Raw genomic sequence first — 21,625 nt, 5'->3', positions numbered from 1 at the left:
GCGTAAGGGTGTTGTTCAAATCGAAACGCGCCGGATGCGGGACAGGTCACCTGATCTACTCCCGCAACTACGGCAGATTTCGTCACCAAGGGAGACGTCAACGTGCCTATTCTCAGCCTTATTCTTGTTCTCGTAGCAGTTGGCGTCGGCCTGTGGCTGATCAACAATTACATCCCGATGGATGGCAAGATCAAAAGCATCCTGAACGCCGTGGTCGTGATCGGCGTGATCATCTGGCTGCTGCAGGTATTCGGCATTCTGGGCTCGCTCAGCGGCGCGACCGTGGGCTGATGCTCGACCCGGCCGCTCCGCCATGTTGGGCGGAGCGGCCGGGGTCAATGTTTACCGGTGTGATTACGCCTATCGTCAGCCGAACCGGTTGCCCAGCAATCCACTGACACTCTCCGCGCCGGGCGCTCCCTGGCTGCGCTTCGCCTGCATCGGATCGGCCAGCATCGTCTGCGCTGTCTGCCAGGCGAAAACCTCCATCGACGCATCCGAACGATCGCCGCCATCGATTGCCATCAGCCGCGCACCCGTGGGGCTTGAAGCCGACGGGCGACTGACCATGCTGATCACGCCGTCATCTGGAGACGTGCTGCTTGCCGAATCGGTCGCGGGCGGCACGATCGCGCTGGTCTGGGTCGATGCGCGTATGTAGACCGTCCGCATGACGGGCGAACCGGCAGGGTCTGAGCTGTTGTTGATCATGGTGACACGCTTTCCGGCTAAATTTCAGCTAGAGATTGCCAGATGCGGATTTAAGCGATCATTGCCGAACGTGGCAGACGCCGGTTTAACGATGTTTTGCGCCCCGTTTCACAACCTTGCACCGTTGAGCCTCGCCCAGGCAAGCTCCGCAAACTCGCACAGCAGAGGCCGGGTGTCGCGCGGATCGATTATATCCTCCACCGCGAAATGCTCCGCGCTGCGGAATGGGCTGCGTACCTTGTTGAGCCGGTCGCGGATCGCCTCGAGATGCGCCGCCGGATCATCGCTCGCCTCAAGTTCCGACTTGTATGCAACCTCAACCCCGCCGTCGATCGGCAGCGAGCCCCAGTCTCCGCTGGGCCAGGCAAAGCGATACTGGAACCGCTCGGCGTTCGACATCGCCGAACCTGCAATGCCATACGCGCGGCGCACGATCACCGATGCCAGCGGCACCGTGGCGCGATAGATCGCGTTCATCGCATTGACGCCGTAGCGGATGGTGCCCGCACGCTCGGCATCAGCGCCGATCATGAAACCGGGATTGTCGACCAGATGCACGATCGGCAGCCGGAACTGGTCCGCAAGCCTGACGAAACGCTCGGCCTTTTCGCTGGTCTTGGCCTCCCACGATCCTCCCAGAAAGCTGGGATCGCTCGCCAGCACCGCGACCGGCCAGCCATCGAGCCGGGCAAAGGCGGTAATTACCGCGCGGCCCCAGCGCCTGCCCATTTCGAACACGCTGCCGGCATCGAACACCTGGGTCAGCACGCGGCGCATCGCATAGACCTGCGCCGGGCTGCGCGGGACGGTGGAGAGCAGCGCCTGTTCGCGGCGATCCACCGGGTCGTTGCAAGCTGCGCGCGCGGCAAGCGTGTCGACCGAGGACGGAAGGTAGGACAGAAAACGCCGCGCGGTGGCAAAGGCCTGAGCTTCGCTCTCCACCTCCTCGTCGACCACGCCGTTGCGGCAATGGATCTCGGTGCCGCCCAGCTGCTCCTTGTCGACCGTCTCGCCGATCGCGGCGGCGACCGCGGGTCCTGCGGCGAACAGCTGCGACAGGCCCTTGACCATGATCGAATAATGGCTGGCGACCGTTCGTGCTGCGCCCAGGCCCGCGGTGGGCCCCAGCGCGAGCGCGACGACAGGCACGGTTTCCAGATTGGTGACGATGTGGTCCCAGCCGGGCACCATCGGCACATAGGTATAACCCATCGTTTCGAGCGTCTTGACCGATCCGCCGCCGCCGGTGCCATCGATCATGCGGACCAGCGGCAGGCGCAGTTCGTGTGCCATCGCCTCGCACTGGACGAACTTGCGGTGCAGCGCTGCATCGGCGGAGCCACCGCGGACGGTGAAATCATCGGCGCTGGCGATCACTGCGCGGCCGTCGATATCGCCGCGCCCGAAGATGAAGTTGGAAGCGGCAAAACCGGTCAGCTCGCCATTGGCATCATAGCTGCCGCGCCCGGCGATCTTCCCGATCTCGCGGAAGCTGCCGGGGTCGAGCAGCCCGTCGATCCGCGCGCGCGCATCCATCTTGCCGCGCGAATGCTGGCGCGCGACTTTCTCTGCGCCGCCCATATCCTCGGCGAGCGCGCGCCGCCGGTTCAGCTCATCGATTTCGGTCTGCCAGGTCATGGCGGGACGCTAGCGCGGGACCATCACCGGGTCACGCGGGAAAAGGCATCAGCCCTTCTTGGCTTTGGCCTTGGCCATCGACTGCACAGCGCCCAACGTCAGCTTGACGTGATCGCGATAGTCCATGTCGTTGTGGACGAAGGTCACCCGGCCATTGGGGGCGACGACCATGCTGGTGCGTCCGGTCATGTTGGGACGTCCGGCGAGACCCACGCCATAGGCCTGGATCATCTGCGGTGTGGCCTGCGCCACGGCGAACTTGCTCTGGCATGCCTCGGTCGAGAATTTCTTGAGCTCGTCGATGCCGTCTGCGGACAGGCCGATCACGGTCGCACCGGCCTTCTTGAAGTCGTCCATCCGCGTCGCGAATTCATGAGCCTCTGCAGTGCAGCCGCTGGTGAACGCCTTGGGGAAGAAATAGAGGACGACCGGGCCCTTTTTGAGCTCGCTCGCCAGGTTGAGCTTGTAGGCCTTGCCGGCCTTGGCGCCCGTAGTGGTGAACAAGGGTGCCTTGCTGCCGATCGCGACCTTGGCGGCGTCGGCTGCGATCGCCGGGGATGCGGCCACCAGACCTGCGGTTCCGGCGGTGAGGGCGAGAGCGGCGAGCGAAAGGGCGATGGAAGCGCGCATGTTGAAGATCCCCGTGAAATGATGCTGATCCCCATCTAGGTGGGCAATCAGGGTTTTCCAGTGCGCGCGGCCGCGGCTGCTGCATCTACCCATGCAAAAAGCCCTTCCCCCGTCTGCGAGGGAAGGGCTTTTCGCTTGCTTGGGCTTATGCCTTGCGCGTGCCGGTCATCGCCATGGTGCCGAAGGCGCCTGCCTTGACCTGGCCGGTGATGGTGTCGCCATCGACGGTGGCTGTGCCTTCCAGCTTCATCGGCATGGGCACCTTCATGTCCATGGTCCAGGTCAGCGTGTTGCCGTCGACCTTGCCGTCGGTGATGTCGAGCGCGCCCATCTGGCCGGCGTTCGATCCGGTCCAGCTGTCGCCGTCGACGTTGACGGTCAGAACCGACTTCTGGTCGCCCATCGGCGATTTGGTGACGCAATCATATTGTCCAGCTACTGACATGTTCAGTCCTCTCTTGGGTTGGTTGAAGGGTAACTACGGCTTATTTGTCTCCGGCTGCCGGGGCAGCACGGCGAACTTCGATCGGCATGTTCAATGCCTTGAGCTGATCCTCGATCTTGGCGGCGTCACCCACGATCAGCCAGGTCAGCGTCTTGGGATCCAGCGCCTCGCGCATCGCGCCATTGAGCTTTGCGGCATCCATCGAGCGATACTGCGCCGCCAGGCTCTCGGCGTAATTGGTCGGGCGGCCATACAGCGCGTCCGACTGCATCTGCGAGAGCACCGAGGACGAGCGCTCATAAGTCCCGGCGAGCTCGAGGCTGCTGCCCTTCACCGTGCGGTCGAGCTCTTCGGGCGTGACGCCCTTGTCGCCGATGAAGCCGTTCATCTGATCGATGATCGCGCTGACCGAGGGTCCGGTCTGGTTGGTCTGCACCGGCGCGAAGATGAGGAACGGCACGTCGTTCTTGGGCCGCTGGATCAGCGAGCGCGAGCCATAGGACCAGCCCTTGGTCTCGCGCAGGTCCATGTTGATCCGCGAAAGGAAATCGCCGCCCATGATGTCGTTGGCGGTCTCCAGCGCGAGGAGGTTGTCGGTGCCCTTGGCGTTGAGCACCTGGCCCGCCAGGATCAACGACTGCGGCGAATTGGGCCGATCGATCAGGATGATGCGGCCCTGGCCGGCGGGGATGGCAGCGCTGAAATCCTTCTGCATCAGCGCCATGCGGTTGGACGGCCATTTGCCGAAGCGCTGCTCGAGCATCGGCAGCATGTCCTTGAGCGTGGTGTCGCCGACGACGAAGATCGAGGCGCGCTCGGGTCGCATCCACTGGCTGTGATAGGCGGCGAGCTGATCGCGGGTCAGCTTGGTGACGACCGCAGGATCGCCGGTGCCGGTGAGCGGCACGCCATAGGGGTGGCTTGCGCCATACAGCAAAGGCGGCAGGTTGCGCAGCGCGATGCCCTGCGGTTCGCTGAACTCGGCCTGGATGCGGGTGAGCTGCTGCACGCGCACGCGCTCCAGCTCCTTGGCATCGAAGGCCGGGTTGCGGATGACATCGGCGAGCAGATCGAGCGATGCGCCCAGGTTGGGCTTCATCGCGCTCATCGAAACGATGGTGCGGTCCAGATCCGATGTCGCGTTGATGTTGGTGCCCAGCCGCTCCTGCGCTTCGGCCAGCTGGATCGAGTTGAGCGTGCGGGTGCCTTCCTTGAGCAGCGCGATCATCAGGCTGTTGGTGCCCAGCGCATCCTTCGGGTCGCTGGCATAGCCGGCATCGAAGCTGACCGCGACGCGCACCACGGGGACCGCGCTGCGGCGCGCAAACCGCACCTTGATGCCATTCGAGAGCGTCGCTTCCTCGACATCGGGGAAGTCGAGATCGGGCACCGCACCCGCTTCGGGGAAGGTGGTGCGATCGACCGCGGCGAGCGGCTGCTTGCTGGCAGCGCCTGCCGCCATCGCATCGCTGGCAAGGCTGGAGTAGAAGGCCGGGGCCGCGAGCACGCCAGTGCGCGGCAGCGGTGCGCGCATGGCGGGACCATCGCCTTCGGCCTGGCCGGCGCTGCCGCCTGCGTCATCGGCATAGGCGTCGCGCTCGCCGGGCAGCACGTGCAGCTTGGCAACCGGGCGGGTGAGCCATTTGGTGGTCGCTGCGGTCACCTTCTCAGTCGTCATCGCCGCCAGCCGGTCGAGCTGCGTCTTGTAGAAGGCCGGATCGTTCGAATACAGCGCGCCTTCGGCCAGCGTTACCGCCTTGCCGGTAAAGCCGCCCACCTGTTCCAGCCCCGCGATGCGGCCAGCCGCCTCGCGCGTCGCGACCCGCTGCACCTCGTCTGCGGTCGGGCCCTTGGCGATGAAATCGGCCAGGATCTCGTCGAAGCGCTTCGAGACGGCCTCGATATCGGCGCCCGGCTTGACGTCGACATAGGCCTCGAAAACGCTGCCGTGCACGAACGGCAGCGTGGATGCCGTCACCGCGACTGCGGTCTGCTCCTCGCGCACCAGGATGTTGTCGAGCCGCGAGCTGGCAAGTCCGCCAAGCACCGTGGCTGCGACATCGAGCGCGGCAAAGTCGGGATCGTTGAGCCCCGGCACCGACCAGAAGCGGTACAACCGCGCGGTCGGAACCTTGTCCTTCATCTCGGCAACCTTGACGGCATCGAGCGTGGGAAGCGGCGGATTGAGCTTGGCCACCTGGGGACCACGCGCAATATCGCCGAACCATTTCTCGACCAGCGGCCGCGCTTCGGCGACGTTGATGTCGCCGGCCAGCACCAGGATCGCGTTGTTGGGGCCGTAATGGTCGGTGAACCACTTCTTCATGTCATCGAGCGACGCCGCCTGCAGGTCGGCCATCGATCCGATCGTCGAGTGGCCATAGGGATGCTCGGTCGGCATCAGCATTTCGATCTGCTTGTATTCGACCAGGCCGTAAGGCTGGTTGTCACCCTGGCGCTTTTCGTTCTGCACAACGCCGATCTGGTTGGTCAGCTTTTCCTGGGTGATCCCGTTGAGCAGATGGCCCATGCGGTCGCTTTCCAGGAACAGCGCGCCTTCCAGCCCGGCCTTGGGAACGGTCTGGAAATAATTGGTGCGATCAAACCAGGTGGTGCCGTTGAAATCGGTCGCGCCCAGCTTCTTGAGATATTCGAAATAGTCGCCCTTGGCGTTTTCCGATCCGTTAAACATGATGTGCTCGAACAGATGGGCATAGCCGGTCTTGCCCTTGGGCTCGTGCTTGGAGCCGACGTCATACCAGATCGATACCGCGACGATCGGGGCCTTGCGGTCCTCGTGGACGATCACGGTCAGGCCGTTGTCCAGCTTGAACTGCTGATAGGGGATGTTGACCGTCTTGACGAGTTCGGCGACAGGCGCGGCCTGCTGGGCATAAGCGGGCGCGATGGCGACCGTCAGCGCCAGCGCGGAGACGGCGATAAGCGAGCGAAAGGGCTTGAACATCGGAAAGGAACCTCTCTTGGGAGCGTGATCTGCTTGTTTGGTCGTTTGCGTTGGCGGGTCCGTCAGGGACCGGACCCGCCACACGTTGCTGATTGAAACCATAAGCTCTGCGAGCCCCGTTTCAAGCGGCAATCATGGGCGATACCGCCGCTTGGCATGCGGCATCAGCTGTTGCCGGGTGAAATAGACCGGCTTGGTCTTGTGTTCGACGAATAGCTTGGCCTGATCGGCATAATGCGGGCTGTCCGGCCGCGTGGTGGCGGCGCCGAAAGGCTGGATCGAGCGCGACGACACCGCGCCATCGGCGGTCCATTCGACGAACTGGATGAAGCTGTCGCCATGGCGTACGGCAAAGCGGCCATCCTTTTCGTCAACATCCCACAAGGTGGCGGCACGCAGTGTGTCCGATCCGCCATCCATCGGCAGATCGATCGTGCCCTGACGCAGTCGCAGCACGGTGCCCAGCCTGGGGTCGAGCGACTGGAAATGCTTGGTGAGGTGCTCGATTGCGGCGGTCAGTTCCTCGCGCGCATCGGGCAGCGGCAGGCGGCGATAGCTCTGCCGCATTGCCGGACGCATCAGCATCAGCGCGAGCGCGTCGCCCTTGCCCTTGCCGTCCATCTGCCAGTCCCACGCGCGGAGCAGCGCCTGCGCCTGCGTGATCCGCTCGTCACCCTCGGGCTCGACCGCCAGCAGGGCCGCGATCCAGCCGGTGGCATAATCGGACTTGTCATAGCCGACATCGTACTTGATCCGCTCGAGCGTGGCCGCATCGATCTGGCCCGCCGCCTCGAACAGCTTGATTGCCTGGCGCGCACGGTTGGTCATGTCGCTTTCGATCCCCATCAGCGGGGAGAAGGCCTCGGGCTCCAGCTCGTCGCCTGGGCCAGCCGCGACATAGGGCGTGTTGTTAGCGTTCATGATATAGCCCGAGGCCGGATTGACCAGCAGCGGGACCTTGTCCCACGGCAGATGGCCCTGCCAGATCAGCTCGTTGCGGTTGCCGGGCAGCACGCCGCGCCAGTCCGCCCCGGGCTTGCGCGCGGGGAACAGCGCATTGTACGCCATCGCGATATTGCCTGCCGCATCGGCATAGATGAAGTTGGTCGCAGGCACGCCCTGGATCGCCATCGCGGCCTTCCACTCGTCGAAATTGCGCGCCTTGTTGATGCGGAAATACTGCTCCAGCATCTTGAGGTCATCGATCCCCGCATAGCGGATGGCGAACGCGCCCTTGGCGTTGAGGATCACCGGGCCGTGCGTGGAGCGATAGACGGTCTGCGGATAGGGCAGGGTGAACGGCCCCACTTTGACCTTGAGCCACACCTGCCGGGCTTCCAGATCGCGCCATTTGCCGTCGAGCTTGTACTGCGTCTTGTCGTCGTTGAGTTCGAGCTTGTAGACATCGATCAGATCGGGGCGGTTGACCGTGTTGGTCCAGCCTAGGGTCTTGTTGTGGCCCAGAAACGGATAGGGCGATCCGGGGAAGGTCGCGCCGGCGAAATCCCAGCCTTCTTCGGAATGTACCACCAGTTCGTACCAGGCGACGCCGCCGCGCCAGGGCTGGTGCGAGTTCGAGATCAGCCGGGTGACGTTGTCGGTCGAGCGGGCTGGGGCCACGGCAAAGGCGTTCGATCCGTTCATGTCGGGCTCGGGGCCGATCGGGGTGACGCGCGCGACTTCTTTGCCTGTCAGTTGCGGCCCGCCCTCGATCGGCAGGTCGTTGCCCTCGACCAGCGCGCCGAGCACCGAATCGAGCCCGAAGAAGAATGGCGAGCGCAGCGCGAACCCGGCGGCAATATCCTGTCCGTTGAGCGGGAACAGCCCGGTCAGCCGGACCTCGTCGGGGTGCTTGTCGGCATAATGGTTGAGCCCGGCGGCATAGGCATCGAGCAGCGCACGGATATCGGCGGGAAGCTGCGCATATTTGCGATCCACGGTCCCGCGGATGTCGAGCAGATGCGCGGCAAAATCGACTTTGGCGCCGTCCGCTCCGGTCATCGCGCCGCTGCGCATCCGCGTCATCGCGGCGACTTCCTGCAGCGTTGCAAAGTCATCCTCTGCATGCGCGAAGGCCACGCCATACGCGACATCGGGATCGGTCTTGCCGAAGATGTGGGGCACGCCAAAATCGTCGCGGACGATCTCGACATCGTAGCTGCGCACCGGGGGCGCCTTGCCCTCCTCGGCCACCAAAGGCTCCCACACCGCCAGCGCGATGGCTACGACAACAATCAGGGCGACGAGGCCGAGGGCGATACGCTTGAAGACACGGAGCATGGCGCGCACCTTATCAGTTGAAAAATCTGCGTCTACTGACAATGCTGTAGGTAGCGGACGGTTTGCTCGTCACGGCTGGCTCGAGGCGGGCTTTGGCCCCAGCCTTGGCTTACCGCCCAGCGGTGCAAACCGCTCGGGCACCACCCGCGCCACCTTTTCGAACGCCGCGGCAAGCTCGGGGCTTTTCGCGAGAAGCAGATTTGGTTCGGGGTCGTTCCAGGCCGGCGGGGTATTTTCCATATAGCGCGGCTGCAGCGCGGCGATGGCGACGGGGCGATGGGTGTCGTCGGCCAGCGCCTCCAGCGCCCAGGCGATCGCCAGATCATCGCGGCCCACGCACATGGCTGAGCCGATGCTGCCCTGGACAGCATCCAGACGCACCGCCTCGAGCGCCTTGAGCATCGCGGCGGCTTCGTCCGTTCGCCCGAGGGTGTGCAGCGAACAGGCGCGCTGGCCAGTGATGATGGCGCGGGCGAAGGGGGACCCCTGCTTTTCGGCAATCGGCTGCGCGCGGTCATAAGAGGCGAGTGCCTCGGCATGTCGCGCCTCTCCGGCGAGGGCGGCAGCATGGTTAATGGCAAAGTTCACCACCCACGAATGCTGCTCAGGATCGAGCGAGGCCAGTGCGTCGAGCGCCTTGAGACCTTCTTCGGGACGGCCGCTGGCGCGCAGGGCGATGGCCATGGAGTTGATCGCCCAGGCAATCTGTTCGTTGATCTCGGAATAGTCCATGCCGTCCTCACGGAACGGCTCGGTGGCGTCGATCGCGGGCTTGAGATTTCCGCTCTGCAGCAGCGAATAGATGAGGCCCGCGAACCGCTCGGTGTCGTTGGGGGCAGCCTTGAAGCGCTCGGCGTTGATCTGCACGTCCAGCTTCAGCACCTCGGCCAGATTGTCGCCCGCCCGCTCTTCCAGATGTGGCCAGAGCGGGGCATAGCGCCTTTGAGACAGCAGCGCGGCATAGGCGCCGGCATTGGTCACCAGATCGGCAAGGTCGCTGTCCTTGTCCGAAAGCAGCCCGGAATCGGCCTTGGCCTGCAGCAGGTTGATCCCGGTTCCGCCGATCACTTCGGGATCGAGCTGGCCGAACGAGCGCGCCGAATAGATCGACGACCACAGCGCCAGCTTGAGATCGGGTCGCTTTGCCGTCGTGGCCGCCCTGCTGAGATCGTAGATCACCTCGGGCGGGATGCTGGTTAGCGCCTCTCCGCCACCTGTCTTGGCGAGGATATCGATCCGCGCGATGGCCTGTTCGGGGCGCGACAGGAAGGAATCGAGCGAGATCGCCACCCGGTCAAACGCTTCCTGCCGTCCCAGCTTCGCCTCGGTCAGCTCGATCGCCGCGGACGCGTCGGCGTAGCGCTTTTCCTCGATAGCGCACCACAATGCAGCATTGCCGGCCGCGAAGGTCTCGGCATTGGCAGGCGCGGCGGCGCGCTTCAGCGCTTCGGCGGTCAGCGGCACGAGCTCGTCGCACAGCAGCGGCTTGCTGCGCCCGCGTGCCTCGCCGAGCGCAGCCGCGAGCGCGGCGTCGTCAAGTTTCGAGGCATCGATTGGCGCGGATTGCAGAGGAGCGGCAGTAATCAGCGCGGTCGTTGCGAGAAAAACCGCCAGATACTTGCTGCGATGACGCCCGACTGCAAAATGCATGCACGTAATTCCTCTGTTGCACCTGAGCAAAAATGGACGGGCGCGGTGAATTCGTCAATTCGTTCGTTGCGGCTGCCCAAAGGGGCAGGATGCTGGCGGCCGGCCGCTTGATAGGATATGGCTATCGAAGGGCCGCGGCTAAACGGGGGAGTGGAGAATGCATCTGAGGCAGCTGCGCTACTTCGTGGCGATAGCGCGGCAGCGGCACTTTGCCCGGGCTGCGGAGGAGTGCGGCGTATCGCAACCCACGCTTTCGGCCGGACTGTCCGCGCTCGAAGCCGACCTCGGCCATCGCCTGGTCGAGCGCGACCGACGCTTTGCCGGGCTGACCAGCCATGGCGAGGCGATCCTGCCCTGGGCCGAGCAGATCCTGGGTGCGGTGGGCAGCATGGCCAGTACGCTATCGGCCAGTGCCGCGCCTTTGGGCGGCGAGTTCAGCCTCATGGCGATCCCCGCCGCGCAATCGCTCACCGGGCGGTTCGGCGAGGCACTGCTGCGGCGCAATCCGGGGCTGAGCCTGTCGGTCCGGTCGGCAACCTCGCGTGAGATCGACCGGGCGCTGCATGCGTTTGAATGCGATGCGGGGCTGACCTATCTCGACCACGAGCCGCCTGCCAACACGCTGTCGATAGCGCTCGATGCCGAGCGCTATCTCTTCGTCACCCGCGCCGACGGGATCGATGCTGCGGTCACCGAGGCGAGCTGGCAGATGATTGCTTCAACGCCGCTGTGCCTGCTGCACCAGTCGATGCAGTTTCGCCGCATCCTCGATGCGCGGATGGCAGCGCTGGGCACGTCGATCGTGCCACGCGCGGTGGCGGACAGCTATGTCGTTTTGCTGGATATGGTGCGGTCGGGCCGGTTCAGCACAATCATCCCGCACAGCTATGGCGAGCTGCTGCAGGGGCTGGACTGGGCACGGTTCCTGCCGATCGCGGACGAAGGCGATGCCCGGCGGATCGGGCTGGTGGTGATGAACCGCAGCCCGCTCAGCGCGGTGGTGCAGGCAGGACTGTCCGCCGCGCGTGATCTGGTCTCGGAGCAAGTCTGATAGAAATATCCTATCACTGTTCGGATCTATTGATTTGACCCGATCGGGCTGCGCTCGCATCGTTGCGCGGTCATGACACGGATCGAGACTATCATCGCCGCCCATGCGGGCCGTGAAGGGCCGTTGCTTCCGATCCTGCACGATGTGCAGGCGGTGCTGGGCCATGTCCCCGAAGAGGCGGTGCGCACGATCGCGCAGGCACTCAACCTCAGCCGCGCCGAGGTGCACGGCGTGGTCAGCTTCTACCATGATTTCCACTCCGCGCCCGAGCCGCGCAAGGTGGTCAAGCTCTGCCGCGCCGAAGCCTGCCAGGCGCGCGGGGTCGAGGCTTTGGTGCGCGATCTGCCCGATGTTGCGGGTGTGAAGGTCGAGACGGTCTATTGCCTTGGCCTTTGCAGCGTCGGCCCCAACGCGATGGTGGGCGATACTCTCCACGCCCGGCTGGATGCGGCGCGGCTGGGCCAGTTGATGGCGGACATGGCATGACGCTGGTGCGGATATCCGACGATGCGCTGGCGATCGCGTGCGGGGCAGATGCCGTGGCGCGGGCCTTTGCCGAGGCTGGCTGCATCGTGGAGCGGGTGTCGTCCTGGGGGATGCACTGGCTCGAGCCGCTCGCCGAGATCGACGGGATGGGCTTCGGTCCGCTTGCGCCCGGCGACGTGGCTGCAGTGCTTGCGGGCAGCTCGCCCAAGGCCTTGGGCGCAATCGAAGATCACACCTTCATCGCCCGGCAGCAGCGTTTCACCTTCGCGCGGGCGGGCAAGACCCGGCCATTGAGCCTTGAGGACTATGCCGCGCACGGCGGCTGGCACGGGCTGGAGCGGGCGCGCTCGATCGGGCCGGAGGCGACGATCGACACGGTCACCCGCTCGGGCCTGCGCGGACGCGGCGGTGCGGGCTTTCCCGCCGGGATCAAATGGAAGACCGTCGCCAACGCGCCGGGCGCGCTCAAATACATCGTGTGCAACGCCGACGAAGGCGACAGCGCGACCTTTGCCGATCGCATGGTGATGGAGGGCGACCCGTTCATGCTGATCGAGGGCATGGCAATCGCCGCGCACGCGGTCGGCGCGCACAGGGGCTATGTCTATATCCGCAGCGAATATCCGCACGCCATCGCCAAGATGGAAGCGGCGGTGGCGCTGAGCGCAGAGCTGATCGCCCCCTTTGTGCTCGAGGTCCGCGTCGGGGCAGGGGCCTATGTCTGCGGCGAGGAAACCTCGTTGCTCAATTCGCTCGAGGGCAAGCGCGGCGAGGTGCGAGCCAAGCCGCCGCTTCCCGCGCTCGAAGGGCTGTTCGGCAAGCCCACCGTGGTCAACAATGTCCTGACGCTGGCGGCGGTGCCGTTTATCCTTGCGAATGGGGCGCAAGCCTATGCGGACATCGGCTTCGGTCACTCGCGCGGCACCATGCCGATCCAGCTCGCGGGCAACATCCGCCATGGCGGGCTGTTCGAGATCGGCTTTGGCATCACCTTGGGCGAACTGGTCCAGGATATCGGCGGCGGCACGGCCTCGGGCCGACCGGTGCGCGCGGTGCAGGTTGGCGGGCCACTGGGTGCTTATCATCCGCCATCCGAATTCCATCTGCCGTTCGATTATGAATCCTTCGCCGCTGCCGACGCGCTGATCGGTCATGCCGGGATCACCGTGTTCGACGACACCGCCGACATGAGCGCGCAAGCGCGGTTCGCGTTCGCGTTCTGCGCAGCCGAGAGCTGCGGCAAGTGCACGCCGTGCCGCATCGGCGCGGTGCGCGGGGTCGAGGTGATGGACCGCATCCGCAGCCGCTCGGGCCGCGCTGCCGATCCGGTCGAGCACCTCCCGCAGATGCGCAATGCCGCCAAGGCTCCCCGCACTCTTTCGGACGAGATCGCGCTGATCGAGGATCTGTGCGAGACGATGAAGTTCGGATCGCTGTGTGCGCTGGGCGGGTTCACGCCCTATCCGGTGCTATCGGCGCTGCGCCACTTTCCCGAAGATTTCGGTGCCGAGCCTCAGCAGCAGGTGGCGGCGGAATGACCAGCTTCCAGGAGTGCAGCCATGGGCTATGAACGGCAGACCGATCTGGGCACGCCTTTGGTGGCGAGCGACACCCAAGTCACCTGCCTGATCGACGGCCGCGCAGTCACTGTTCCGGCGGGTACCACTGTGATGCGTGCTGCCGCGCTGGCGGACGGATCGATCCCCAAGCTCTGCGCGACCGACAATGTCAAGCAGTTCGGATCGTGCCGGCTGTGCCTGGTCGAGATCGACGGGATGCGCGGCACGCCTGCATCGTGCACCACCCCGGTGGCTGAGGGCATGACCGTCCACACCCAGACCCCGCGGCTCGAAAAGCTGCGGCGCGGGGTGATGGAGCTGTATATCTCCGACCACCCGCTCGATTGCCTGACCTGCAGCGCCAACAACGATTGCGAACTGCAGGACCAGGCCGCCGCGGTCGGCCTGCGCGATGTGCGCTATGGCTATGAGGGCGCAAACCATCTTGAAGCGCCGGTGGACGTGTCCAACCCGTATTTCGATTTCGACCCCGCCAAGTGCATCGCCTGCTCGCGCTGCGTGCGCGCCTGCGACGAGGTGCAGGGCACGCTGGCGCTGACCATCGACGGGCGCGGCTTTGCCAGCAAGGTGTCCGCCGGGCTGGCATCGGACAGCTTCCTGTCGTCGGAATGTGTCTCGTGCGGCGCGTGCGTCCAGGCTTGCCCGACCGCCAGCCTGCAGGAAAAGACGGTCAAGGCTATCGGCAAGCCCGAGCGCTCGGTCGTCACCACCTGCGGCTATTGCGGCGTCGGCTGCACCTTCCGCGCCGAGATGCGCGGCGAGCAACTGGTGCGGATGGTGCCGTGGAAGCAGGGCAAGGCCAATCGCGGCCACAGCTGCGTCAAGGGCCGCTTCGCCTGGGGCTATGCCCAGCACCAGGAACGCATCCAGAAACCCATGATCCGCGAGACCATCGACCAGCCTTGGCGCCAGGTCAGCTGGGACGAGGCTTTGGGCTATGCCGCCGCGCGCCTCAATACTATCCGCGACACGTATGGCCGCAACGCGCTGGGCGGAATCACCTCCAGCCGCTGCACCAATGAAGAGACGTTTCTGGTGCAGAAGCTGATCCGCGCAGGCTTCGGCACCAACAACGTCGATACCTGCGCGCGGGTCTGCCACTCGCCCACCGGCTATGGGCTCAAGACCACCTTCGGAACCTCCGCCGGCACGCAGGATTTCGACAGTGTGGAGCACAGCGATGTCATTCTGGTGATCGGCGCCAACCCGACCGATGGCCACCCGGTGTTCGCCAGCCGGATGAAGAAGCGGTTGCGCGCAGGCGCAAAGCTGATCGTCATCGATCCGCGCCGCACCGACCTCGTGCGCTCGCCGCACATTTCGGCGGACTATCACCTGCCGCTGCGCCCGGGAACCAATGTGGCTATCCTGACCGCGATCGCGCACGTCATCGTCACCGAAGGACTGGCGGATGAGGCCTTCATCCGCGAGCGCTGCGACTGGGACGAATACAGCCATTGGGCCGAGTTCGTTGCCGAGGAGCGTCATAGCCCCGAATTCCTTGCGGCCGTCACCGGGGTCGATGCCGAGACGGTGCGCGGTGCGGCGCGGCTTTTTGCCGCCGGCGGCAACGGCGCGATCTATTACGGGCTGGGAGTTACCGAGCATTCGCAGGGCTCGTCCACCGTGATGGCGATTGCCAACCTGGCGATGGCGACGGGCAATATCGGGCGGTCCGGCGTGGGCGTGAACCCGTTGCGCGGGCAGAACAACGTGCAGGGCGCGTGCGACATGGGCAGCTTCCCGCACGAGCTTTCAGGCTACCGGCACGTCTCCGATCCCGCGGCGCGCGCGCTGTTCGAGGCCGAATGGGGCGTTGCGATCGATCCGGAGCCGGGCCTGCGCATCCCCAACATGCTCGATGCCGCCACCGACGGCACGTTCAAGGCGATCTACATCCAGGGCGAGGACATCTTGCAGTCCGACCCGGACACGCATCATGTCGCGGCAGGGCTGGCAGCGATGGACTGCGTGATTGTCCACGACCTGTTCCTCAACGAGACCGCCAATTACGCGCATGTCTTCCTGCCCGGATCGACCTTCCTCGAGAAGAACGGCACCTTCACCAACGCCGAACGCCGCATCCAGCCGGTCCGCAAGGTAATGGAGCCGTTGAATGGCCTCGAGGACTGGCAGGTGACACAGGAACTCGCGCGCGCGATCGGGCTCGAGTGGGACTACACGCATCCCCGTGAGATCATGGACGAGATCGCGCGGCTGACTCCCAGCTTTGCAGGGGTCAACTACGACCGGCTCGATGCGGAAGGCTCGCTGCAATGGCCGGTCAACGAGGCTGCGCCCGATGGCAGCCCGATCATGCATGTCGATGGCTTTGTGCGCGGCAAGGGACGGTTCGTGGTCACCGATTATGTGCCCACCGACGAGCGCACAGGCCCGCGCTTTCCGCTGCTGCTGACCACCGGGCGGACCTTGAGCCAGTACAATGTCGGCGCGCAGACCCGGCGGACGGCCAACACCGTGTGGCACCGGGAGGACGTGCTCGAGATGCACCCGGTCGATGCCGAGAATCGCGGGCTGGGTACCGGCGACTGGGCGCGGCTCGCCAGCCGTTCCGGCGAAACGACGCTGCGGGTGGTGGTGACCGACCGTGTCGCGCCAGGTGTGGTCTACACGACCTTCCACCACCCCGCGACGCAGGCAAATGTCGTGACCACCGACTTTTCCGACTGGGCCACCAACTGCCCCGAATACAAGGTGACGGCGGTGCAGGTCGCGCCTAGTAACGGACCCAGCGACTGGCAGGAGGCCTATAAGGCGCAGGCGACGCAATCGCGCCGCATCGCAGGGCATGACAGCGCGATGGAGCCGGCCGAGTGAGTGCGTATACCGATGACAAGCTGGTCCACATGGCCAACCAGATCGCGCGCAATCTCGCGCTAGACGAGGATCCGGTCGGCGCAGTGGCCGCGCATATCCGCGCCTATTGGAACCCCCGGATGATCGATGGACTGCGCCGTCAGAGCGATGCTGCGCTCGAGCCGGTCGCAGCAGCGGCGATCGCAGGCCTCGAACCAACGCATGGTTGAAGGCGCGCGACCATTCGGCCTGCGCGAGCATTTCGCGGATGGATCGCCCCCGCGCGATATTGAGCGTGCTCTTGTGGAGGAAGCGCCGATCGCGATCGAGATCAATGGGCTTGGCTATGCGGTGATGATGGCGACGCCATCGGATCTGGAAGACTATGCGATGGGCTTTTGCCTGTCCGAACAATTGATAGCATCACCGGCCGAGATGGTCTCGGCCTTTGCCGCGCCGGTCGAGGCGGGTGGATGGGTGCTGCGCGTGCAGCTCGCGGTCGCCAACGCTGCGCCGCTGATCGAGCGGGCGCGGTTGCGGCTGGCAGAGGGGAGCTGCGGGCTGTGCGGGATCGAAAGCCTGGAACAGGTGATGCGTCCGCTCGCCCGGGTTGCAGCGACGCTGGACGTCGAACCCGCTGCCATGTTCCGCGCGGCAGGTGCACTGGGCGATTGGCAGATCCTGGGCAAGGTAACGCGCGCCGCGCACGCTGCAGCGTTGTGCGCAGCCGATGGCAGCATCCTGCTGGTGCGAGAGGATATCGGCCGGCACAATGCGCTCGACAAATTGCTTGGTGCCGCGGCGCGCCAGGGGTTGAACGTCGGCGACCATTTCATCCTGCTCACCGCGCGGTGCAGCTTCGAGCTGGTGCAAAAGGCGGTGATTGCAGGGGCGCCGTTGCTGGTGACGATCTCAGCTGCATCGACGCTCGCAGCCGATCAGGCCGCGGCGCATGGGCTGAGGCTGGTCAGCCTCGCGCGGCACGACAGCCTGCTCGAAATGGGTCAGCCGCTCACTCGCGAATAGCCGGGATATCGAGTTCGGTCACCGATCGCACCTGCATGGCGATGGCTGCGGCATAGTTGCCGTTGCGACTGGTGGCTGGGTCGGAGACAATGGACCAGGGCAAAGGCAGCGCATCCGCGTTGACCGTTACCTGGTGACGACCGTCGATGACGCCATCGAACCGGTAGAGCCCCATCGCATCGGTGCGCACCGCCTGCAGGCCATCGAGAATGACGATGATATCGGGCACGCCGCGCTCGTCGGCATCGCGCACGCCATTGGCGTTGGCATCCAGGAACACGCGGCCCCGCAGCGATCCCGTTCCCCCCACCGGATATTCGGGCCGCCCCAGCACGCCCTGCGCGCGCCCGCCCGAGAACACATATTGCAGCGAGATCGATCCGGCCTGCAGGCGGAACGAGCTGCGCTGGATGCGGGCGATCTCTTCGGGCGTGAAGCCCAGCGGAGAGGTCGCCTGGCCGATCAGCCCGTTGCGACTGAGCAGGCTCGAGCGCGTATCGGTGAACGATGCGGTCAGCGTCCAGCTCGACGACAGCCGCGCGGTGGCCACCAGCGTCGCCGAGAACGCCTGGTCCTGCTGCGATGCCAGCACATCGAGCACGCCTCCGGTCGAATCGACCGGGCCGAACAGCGACTGGGCCGAGCGGCTGGCGTTGCTGCGATAGGCAAGCGTCGCATCGACGGTGATACCGGTGAACGGGTTGGCGCCGCCGCTGATGCCGATGCCGATGCTGTTGCCGCGTTCGACCCCGGCAGGATCGCCCGGCACGATCACTTGCTGCAGCATCCGGCGGTGATCGAACGACAGCTGGGTGCTCAGCCTGCTGCCCGAGGGAAGCCAGGCCGGGAGCGTCCAGTTCTGGTTCCATCCGATGCGGTAGAAGTCCGATGCTGGATCGTGGCTCCACCCTGCCTCGATGCGGGTGGTTCCGACATCGGAGGCCAGATCGAAAAATGCCAGCAGCTGGCTGGCGGTCTGGCCGTTGGCGACCCGCAGCGTGGTGTTGAGCCCCGCTGCCATGCGGAAGGTCAGCTGCCGCCGGACATCGACATTGGCCAGGATGCCGCTGGAGCTTTGCCCGTTGACCGATTCCACCGCATCCACGCTCGCCGTCCAGCGCCAGCGCTGCGACGAAACCGAAAAGCGGTAATAGGCGCCATAGGCGTTGTTGACGATCGCCGCTGTGCCCCAGGCCAGCCCGGGATCGAAGTAATAGAAGCCGCCGCTATGCGCCGCGCGGCCCCGGCGCAGGCTTGCGTCCAGCCAGAAACCGCCCGCCTTGCCGGTCTCGCGGAACACGAAATTGGGGTCCGGGTTGCCGCCGAGGTTCGACCAGATGGTGTTGGCCTGCAGCTGGAAGCCATCCTTCTCGACCTTGACGCTGGCCAGCGCGCCCTGCGACGAGAGGCGGTCCTGGCCTTGCGACGGGCCGGTGGCCAGAATGATCGCAAAGGGATCGCGGCTGTCATCGACCGCGATGGCCTGAAAGCCCAGCGATACGCCCGGACCCACATCGGCCTGGCCGCCTGCGGTCATGCTGAGGCCCGACAGGCTGGAAAAATTGCCCAGTCGGATGCCGCCCAGCAGCCCGGGCTCACCCACCGCCAGATTGAAGCTGGCAACAGGCTCCGGATCGAGCCCTGCGGTGAGCACCCAGAGCGGGGCAAAGCTGTTGAACTGCACCGATCCGCCGAGCAACGGGGATGTCGGGATGAAGAACCGCTGCTGGCGGCGCAGCAGGTCGATCGATTGCGTGGCGACATTGCCCACGCTGCTGTCAACCACCCAGCCATTGCCGAGAGGCAGGCCAGTGCTGGACAAGGTGAGTGCGCCGTTGAAGCCGCTGCCCTGCGAGGCGGTGAAGGCGCGCGCCGCGGTGCCGGTGCGCAGCTGCGCGTCGATGCCCAGCATGCCGTAGTTGATCGTCTGGTAGCGGCCCGAAACCGTGAGCCCGAGCTCTTCCTGCACCTGATCGAATGCGGAGACATCGAGCCCCTCGATCCGGGCCTTGGGCACGATGCGCGAACCGCCCAGTTCGACCACCAGCGAGCGCAGGTTGCCCTTGCGATTGATGTTGCTGTCCTCGCCCGCCTTGGTCTGTTCAGGCAGGGCGCCGCCATCGATCAGCCGGTCGACATAGGCTTGGTCCGCGGCGCCTTCGTCGGGCGCGCTTTCCTGTGCCGTCTGGGCGAGCAGCGGCGGACTCGACGCTGCGACGCTTGCGATCAGCGTCAGCGCCGGTCGCAGCAGCCGCCCGCGTGCAGGATATGCCGATCGGTCACCGCGCATCGTGTGGCATCAGGGTTCGAACACACCGTCGAACTGGAACGAGCTCACGGAATCATTGATCGTGCCGCTTATCGTCAGGGGGAACGCGATCGGATCGGCCTCTCGACCCGGCTGTTCTGGCTGCTCGCGCGCCTCGATCGCGTCGCCGCCCTTGTCGACGTTGAGTGCGATACGCCGGGTTTCTCCGGGCAGGATCGGCAGCGTGGCGGGGGCGAACTCGCGCAGGACGCCTTTGGCATCCTTGCCCCGCAGAAATGCGGACAGGCGGCCATGCGCAAGCCCGGTGTTCTCGACCATCAGCACTGGTGTCGGCGTGCCGTTGATGTCGGCGACGTCCACCTTCACGATGCGCAGATTGGGCTTGATGTCGCCCACCGTCACATAAACGATCAGCGCCAGCTGGGCGACCACCGGCACGCTCACCCCATCTGCCGGCGACAGGCGCTGTTCGTTGCTCGAGATCACGATGGCAAAGCGACACTCCATCGGCGGCGTATCGGCAGGCGGGGTTACCTCGAAGCGATAGCGCAGCTGGCCCTTGGCCTGCAGCACGGTCTGGCGGCGCTCGATCGACACCCAGGGGCGGCAGGAATCGGGCTTGAGCGTGTTGCCCAGCACCACGCCGCCATCGGGGGTCAGATCCCATTCGGCGGTTTCGAAGCGCAGGTCGGCAGCGGTGTCGGCGGCATTGGCCAGTTCGGCGACGCCGCGCACGGTCTGCCCGGGATTGGCGGCCAGTTCAAATCTGGGCGGGGCGAGCGACAGCGCAAAGTCCCCCGCCTGGGCAGGCAGCGGCGCCAGCCAACAAACGATTGCGAAAGCAAGGAAAACAAGACGGCGCGCAGGTGCGGTCACGATGCTGGATGTCATGGGGCCAACTCTATCTCAAAGCCGAACGACAGGGATTCGGGGCCCGCAAGCCGTGCGCTGTCCACCTCGAGCCTGAGGTCGATGATATCGCGCAGGATCGGCGAACCGATCGGGCCGGAATAGACCAACGCACGCTCGCCCGAGATCAGCGATCCCGCCAGCAGGCCGCCACCGGTGCGCCAGCTGGCGCGCACGGTCGGGCCGCTGGAGCGCGGCAGGGTCATGTAGATGCGGCCCACCTGGCCGACCCAGGTCGCAAGATTAAGCTGGACGCTGACCCGCGTGCTCGCCGACACGATGTTGGATGCGCCGGCAGGCCCGCTTGGCTGCCATTGCATTTCCAGAAACGGATCGAGCACCACCGTCCCGCTGTCGTCGACGCGGAAGGTGCGCACGCCGGGGTCCGGCGCGGCTACCGTCTGCGCAAGGGCAGGGGCGGTCAGCGCGGCGCTCAGGCAGCACGCGAGGGCAAGGGCGAACAGGCGCATCATGGCAGCGACAGGGTGTAGACCGCGCGGCCGGTATAGGTTCCCGCCGCCGGAAGCACCGAGTTGGCGTACTGGAAGGTCATGCACTGCTCCTTCCAGGTGTTCGCCGGGAAGGTCGCCAATGTCTGGGTTCCGCCGGTGAAGCTGCCATTGGGGAACTGGAAGACGGTGTCGCCGATACCCGACATGGTCCAGCTGATCTGGCTGAAGGGGATGGTGTCCGAACCGCTGGTGAGGTTGGCAGGCGTGGTCACGGTGAGCGTCGCGACGCCAGAGCTCGTGCCGCCGGGCCGAGACCATGCGCCGATATAGACCTGCGAGGGAGGGGTGCAGAAGACGAAGCCGTCAATCGGGCTTTGCGATACCGTGCTGTTGGAGGTCATCTGCTGCGCCGTTCCCGATGCGACGACGCCCGCCGGGACCGAGACCGAAACGGTGTTCACCGTGCCATTGTTGCCGGGGGTGCCGCCATTGGAGTGCGTGCCTGAATAGCCGCCCTGACCGACCTGGAGATAGATCGCGCGCGAGCCAGAGGAGATGGTGATGGTATAGGCATGAGCCGGCGCCGCCGGAACCAGCGCAGCAGACAGCGCGAGGATGCCGGCCCCGATACGGAGTTTCGGATTGCGCTGCCCCGTTTCGCGCAGGACATGCGCGAAGGCAGGAACGTGCCTTGAATTCATTATACTCCCCCCCCC

At 65.4% G+C, this 21,625-nt stretch carries 18 protein-coding genes; 7 read left to right on the top strand and 11 right to left on the bottom strand.

The window, feature by feature from the left end:
* The first annotated feature begins 102 nt into the window (after window positions 1–102).
* Window positions 103–291: a Thivi_2564 family membrane protein gene (locus IP68_RS08410; RefSeq protein WP_054134542.1), complete on the top strand. Its 189-nt coding sequence runs from the start codon at window positions 103–105 to the stop codon at window positions 289–291.
* 75 nt (window positions 292–366) lie between these two features.
* Here IP68_RS08410 and IP68_RS08405 read toward each other — a convergent pair whose 3' ends face one another.
* The 7 genes from IP68_RS08405 to IP68_RS08375 all read right to left on the bottom strand — a co-directional run bounded on the left by IP68_RS08405 (window position 367) and on the right by IP68_RS08375 (window position 10,319).
* Window positions 367–711: a hypothetical protein gene (locus tag IP68_RS08405; RefSeq protein WP_054134541.1), complete on the bottom strand. Its 345-nt coding sequence runs from the start codon at window positions 709–711 to the stop codon at window positions 367–369.
* A gap of 108 nt (window positions 712–819) precedes the next feature.
* Window positions 820–2,349, bottom strand: a complete 1,530-nt coding sequence (locus IP68_RS08400) for an acyl-CoA carboxylase subunit beta (RefSeq protein WP_054134540.1) — start codon at window positions 2,347–2,349, stop codon at window positions 820–822.
* A gap of 48 nt (window positions 2,350–2,397) precedes the next feature.
* Window positions 2,398–2,979: a peroxiredoxin gene (locus tag IP68_RS08395; RefSeq protein WP_054134539.1), complete on the bottom strand. Its 582-nt coding sequence runs from the start codon at window positions 2,977–2,979 to the stop codon at window positions 2,398–2,400.
* 145 nt (window positions 2,980–3,124) lie between these two features.
* Entirely contained in the window at window positions 3,125–3,424 is a 300-nt protein-coding gene (locus IP68_RS08390; RefSeq protein ID WP_033926600.1) for a hypothetical protein, read from the bottom strand.
* A gap of 40 nt (window positions 3,425–3,464) precedes the next feature.
* Window positions 3,465–6,389 carry a pitrilysin family protein gene (locus IP68_RS08385; protein ID WP_054134538.1) on the bottom strand — a complete coding sequence of 975 codons (2,925 nt, stop codon included), beginning with the start codon at window positions 6,387–6,389 and terminating at the stop codon, window positions 3,465–3,467.
* 132 nt (window positions 6,390–6,521) lie between these two features.
* The gene (locus IP68_RS08380; RefSeq protein WP_054134537.1) at window positions 6,522–8,669 is read right to left on the bottom strand and encodes a penicillin acylase family protein; all 2,148 of its coding nucleotides are present in this window, start codon (window positions 8,667–8,669) and stop codon (window positions 6,522–6,524) included.
* Window positions 8,670–8,738: 69 nt separating this feature from the next.
* Complete coding sequence (locus tag IP68_RS08375) at window positions 8,739–10,319, bottom strand: tetratricopeptide repeat protein (RefSeq protein ID WP_054134536.1); 1,581 nt, start codon at window positions 10,317–10,319, stop codon at window positions 8,739–8,741.
* A 157-nt stretch (window positions 10,320–10,476) separates the two neighbouring features.
* Between IP68_RS08375 and IP68_RS08370 the strand changes: the two genes are divergently transcribed.
* From IP68_RS08370 to fdhD, 6 genes are all read left to right on the top strand, one after another.
* The gene (locus tag IP68_RS08370) at window positions 10,477–11,370 is read left to right on the top strand and encodes a LysR family transcriptional regulator (RefSeq protein WP_054134535.1); all 894 of its coding nucleotides are present in this window, start codon (window positions 10,477–10,479) and stop codon (window positions 11,368–11,370) included.
* A 72-nt stretch (window positions 11,371–11,442) separates the two neighbouring features.
* Window positions 11,443–11,856: an NAD(P)H-dependent oxidoreductase subunit E gene (locus tag IP68_RS08365; RefSeq protein WP_054134534.1), complete on the top strand. Its 414-nt coding sequence runs from the start codon at window positions 11,443–11,445 to the stop codon at window positions 11,854–11,856.
* Window positions 11,853–13,394 (top strand): NADH-ubiquinone oxidoreductase-F iron-sulfur binding region domain-containing protein, encoded by a 1,542-nt coding sequence (locus IP68_RS08360; protein ID WP_054134533.1) that lies wholly within the window; start codon window positions 11,853–11,855, stop codon window positions 13,392–13,394. Before IP68_RS08365 ends, IP68_RS08360 begins: the two co-directional genes overlap by 4 nt.
* Window positions 13,395–13,415: 21 nt before the next feature.
* Window positions 13,416–16,274: a formate dehydrogenase subunit alpha gene (gene fdhF, locus IP68_RS08355; RefSeq protein ID WP_054134532.1), complete on the top strand. Its 2,859-nt coding sequence runs from the start codon at window positions 13,416–13,418 to the stop codon at window positions 16,272–16,274.
* Window positions 16,271–16,483 carry a formate dehydrogenase subunit delta gene (locus tag IP68_RS08350; protein ID WP_054134531.1) on the top strand — a complete coding sequence of 71 codons (213 nt, stop codon included), beginning with the start codon at window positions 16,271–16,273 and terminating at the stop codon, window positions 16,481–16,483. The genes fdhF and IP68_RS08350 overlap by 4 nt, the downstream gene beginning before the upstream one ends.
* On the top strand, window positions 16,476–17,279 hold the full coding sequence (gene fdhD / locus IP68_RS08345) for a formate dehydrogenase accessory sulfurtransferase FdhD (RefSeq protein WP_054134530.1): 804 nt from the start codon (window positions 16,476–16,478) through the stop codon (window positions 17,277–17,279). Before IP68_RS08350 ends, fdhD begins: the two co-directional genes overlap by 8 nt.
* On the opposite strand, the gene IP68_RS08340 is transcribed toward fdhD, so the two are convergent.
* Genes IP68_RS08340 through IP68_RS08325 form a run of 4 tightly spaced genes read right to left on the bottom strand, consistent with a single transcriptional unit; the run spans window position 17,266 to window position 21,610 of the window.
* Window positions 17,266–19,569, bottom strand: a complete 2,304-nt coding sequence (locus IP68_RS08340) for an SdrD B-like domain-containing protein (protein WP_054134529.1) — start codon at window positions 19,567–19,569, stop codon at window positions 17,266–17,268. The genes fdhD and IP68_RS08340 overlap by 14 nt on opposite strands.
* Window positions 19,570–19,578: 9 nt before the next feature.
* Window positions 19,579–20,439, bottom strand: a complete 861-nt coding sequence (locus tag IP68_RS08335) for a hypothetical protein (protein WP_054134528.1) — start codon at window positions 20,437–20,439, stop codon at window positions 19,579–19,581.
* Window positions 20,436–20,930, bottom strand: coding sequence for a hypothetical protein (locus tag IP68_RS08330; protein WP_054134527.1), 495 nt, complete (start codon window positions 20,928–20,930; stop codon window positions 20,436–20,438). Before IP68_RS08330 ends, IP68_RS08335 begins: the two co-directional genes overlap by 4 nt.
* Window positions 20,927–21,610: a hypothetical protein gene (locus IP68_RS08325; RefSeq protein ID WP_054134526.1), complete on the bottom strand. Its 684-nt coding sequence runs from the start codon at window positions 21,608–21,610 to the stop codon at window positions 20,927–20,929. The genes IP68_RS08330 and IP68_RS08325 overlap by 4 nt, the downstream gene beginning before the upstream one ends.
* Window positions 21,611–21,625 lie beyond the last annotated feature (15 nt).

The sequence above is a fragment of the Blastomonas sp. AAP25 genome (genome assembly GCF_001295965.1).
In the GTDB taxonomy this organism is placed as follows: Bacteria; Pseudomonadota; Alphaproteobacteria; order Sphingomonadales; family Sphingomonadaceae; genus Blastomonas; species Blastomonas fulva.
Note: the sequence above shows the minus strand (reverse complement) of the source record. Positions and strands in the feature narration are given on the sequence as shown.